We start from the raw sequence: 3,027 nt of genomic DNA on the forward strand, positions 1-3,027 counted from the left end.
GGAAACAGATGAACAAAGACATTGGTCATTTGCAACTATGAATACAGCAAGTACAGTACTTCAACTAGGTGACAGTGGGGGTGAAGTAGAACTTCTTCAAGAGAGATTAATAGAGAGAGGCTATGATTTAGGCGCAAGTGGAGCAGATGGACAATTTGGTCCAGCAACTCAAGCAGCAGTTGAACAATTCCAAGAAGCCAATGGATTAGATGCTGATGGAATAGTAGGAAAAAATACGCAAACAGCGCTATTGCAAGCAAAGTATGTTGCAAGAGATAAACAACAAGACGTAGTAAAACTTCAGAAGAGATTAATTGAGTTAAACTACGATTTAGGCAGCTATGGAGCTGACGGAATCTTTGGTTCAAAGACAAAAGAAGCACTTATGCAATTCCAAAGTGATTATGGGCTAGACCCTGATGGAATATTAGGACCAGAAACTGAAAAAGCACTTCAATCGGCATATATCAGTAACGTAGGAGATAAAATTGATGAACGTCAGGAACCAGCTAATAATGGGTGTGATGGGGCTAATTATTTTGATGAAACTAAACATTCTCCACCATCAGCAGGATTTGTAAATCCTAAAGATACACGTGGTATAGTAATTACTCAAGATCAGATGGATGCGTTCAATTTTGCGATAATGTCTTTGCCACCAAATCCTGTAAGTGGTGGAATTGAACTTGCTGAAAGTGCAGTAGTAAAGACTGACGAGGCGGCGGAAGAATTTGCTAATTATATTACTACAATGGCAAGAAATAGAAAGATGGCTCAGGAGGCGGCTGAAGCTGAGGCAGCACAGACGACTGTGGAGGAAAGTAATACAGCTTCAGGAGCTTGCTTTGTAGCAGGGACTATAGTATTAACTGAGCAAGGAAATAAGTCCATAGAAGAAATAAAAGTAGGAGATAAAGTTCTTTCTGAAAATGCTGATACAGGAGAAAAAGGATATAAAGAAGTAAGAAATGCCTTTGTAAAAGAAGTAGATACTTTAGTTCATCTAGATGTAGAAGGAACTAAAATCGATACTACAGAAAACCATCGATTCTGGGTAGTAAATGAAGGCTGGATAGAAGCAGGAAATTTGGAAGAAGGAGATAAAGTGCTTTTATCTTCTGGTAAAATTGCTGAGGTAAGCAAGGTTTCCAAAGAAAAGCTAGACAAAGCTATAAAGGTGTACAATTTTGAGGTTTCAGATTGGCATACTTATTTTGTTTCAGATGCTGGAGTTTTTGTTCATAATGTTTGTAAGGCAAATCCTAGTACTCAGGGGGCGGGTAAAGCTCCAGATTATATAAAGGATAATCGTGTACCATTAGATAAGGAGACCGTATTGAGCAGTAAAGATTATACAAAGACTAATATTAAGGTTAAAGGTGCTCAAGTTTACAAAAATGGTGATAATTATTATTACCGTGATACTTTCCACACAGGAGAGGCATCACATTTGGAGGTATTTGATAAGAGGGGAAATCATATTGGTGAAGCTAATCCACAAACAGGAGAGCTAATACCAGGAACTGCAGACCCAACAAAAAAGATTAATGTAAGATAATATCTCCAGTAGAAAGGTATTGTTGTATACATGCCTTTCTACTAAAATATTTATTTTGGAGGTGAGTCAAGTGCTTATAAAGACAAAAGAATTTAAGCAGAACGATATATATTTTATGGAGGTTTTATCAGATAAAATAATCATTAATGATAACTATGATGGTATACTAATACTTGATAACAATCTTGATTTAATAAAAAGATTAAATATTTTTGAAGGTATAACAGTGTACTCCTCTTTCATTAATAATAGTGAAGAAATGTTACTATTTTGTCCAGATAACGAGTGTATGGTGTATATTGATATTGCAAACTATGAATATAAAGTAATTTATCTAAATAATGGATTAGAGAGTTTAATTTTTTCAAATTTATATGAATGGAATGAGAATGGCTTAGTTTTAACAACATATAAGGGTGACTTCTATAGGGTTTGCGCATATGAAAAAACAATAAAAAAAATTGATTGTAAAGAAATTGAAAAGTTATATCCTAATTTATGTAAAATTCATCGGGAATCAATAAAACACAAGGTTATTAGAGCATTTCCGCATGAGTACATAGCGATTATAGATGATGAGAAACGTAATATTAATATGCTCAACGTTAAGGACCAAACTAAATATGTCCTTAATAATGCCACTGTTAATTTTCTTGATATCGAATTTAGATGGGGAACATTTGCCATAGTAAATGAAAATATAATAGAAATAATTACAACTCAAGATAAAAGAGTACTGCATCCGAATAAAAATTATATATTTCTAAAGGCAAGATTTCTAAGCATACCAAATGATATTTGTCTTGTTACACTGAGTAGCAGTCAATCAAATGTTAATTACTCTAAAATTGATATGTTTCAACTAAGTGCCTTATAGTATAATAAAAAGCTATCTTCAAAGTGGTGAGTTCTGACTTCAAAATTAGAAAAGTATTGGCTGCAAAAGAATGGAGATTGCTAATAGGAATATAAAAGTTCACTATTATTATATCCCCTTGGTTCAATAAGTAACGTCAAGGTTGCTACATAATAATGATAATGCAGTAAGCTGTAACAAAAGTAAAAATCAAATATATATTATAACAATAATGAAGGTTAACGCTGATAAAAAGGCGTTAGCCTTTTTTCTGTGCCTAAAACAATGAAAGGAGCAAATAAGCTGGTACAAAGATTCAAGATACACCTAGAGGAGGACGGAAAGAGCGTGAAAACAATAGAAAGCTATGTTGGAGATACTTCTGCCTTTGTAATATTCGCTGAAGGAAAGGGAGTGGATTTCAACGGAGAAATGAAAAGATTGTACATCATCAGTTGAAGGGAAGCAATTGCAACAGTCAAGGAAGAGATAAAGAAAACAAATTAGAATACGAAAATAATGGTAATCAAGTTGGCTGGGATAACAGAGCTCAAAAGCCAAAGATTAATGGAAAGTCACCACAAGTAGTAGATGAAAATGGTATCTATGAAGT

General features: G+C 34.0%; 3 protein-coding genes. All 3 read left to right on the forward strand.

Annotated features, from left to right (window positions below; translation table 11 throughout):
* Positions 1 to 1,558 (forward strand): peptidoglycan-binding protein (locus COL3_RS26215; RefSeq protein ID WP_099716768.1); only part of this gene is annotated, 1,558 nt, incomplete at its 5' end.
* 70 nt (positions 1,559 to 1,628) lie between these two features.
* Entirely contained in the window at positions 1,629 to 2,435 is an 807-nt protein-coding gene (locus COL3_RS26220) for a hypothetical protein (RefSeq protein ID WP_008419851.1), read from the forward strand.
* Between the two features lie 264 nt (positions 2,436 to 2,699).
* A complete protein-coding gene (locus COL3_RS26225) occupies positions 2,700 to 2,873 on the forward strand; it encodes a hypothetical protein (RefSeq protein ID WP_180277995.1) in 174 nt (57 codons plus the stop codon).
* The last annotated feature ends 154 nt before the right edge of the window (positions 2,874 to 3,027 follow it).

The sequence above is a fragment of the Clostridium sp. LS genome (assembly GCF_002760435.1).
Lineage (GTDB): Bacteria > Bacillota > Clostridia > Clostridiales > Clostridiaceae > Clostridium.

Bases quoted from the DNA above. Each gene is read 5' to 3' on its own strand.
- COL3_RS26225 (WP_180277995.1), top strand. From the start codon at position 2,700: ATGAAAGGAGCAAATAAGCTGGTACAAAGATTCAAGATACACCTAGAG.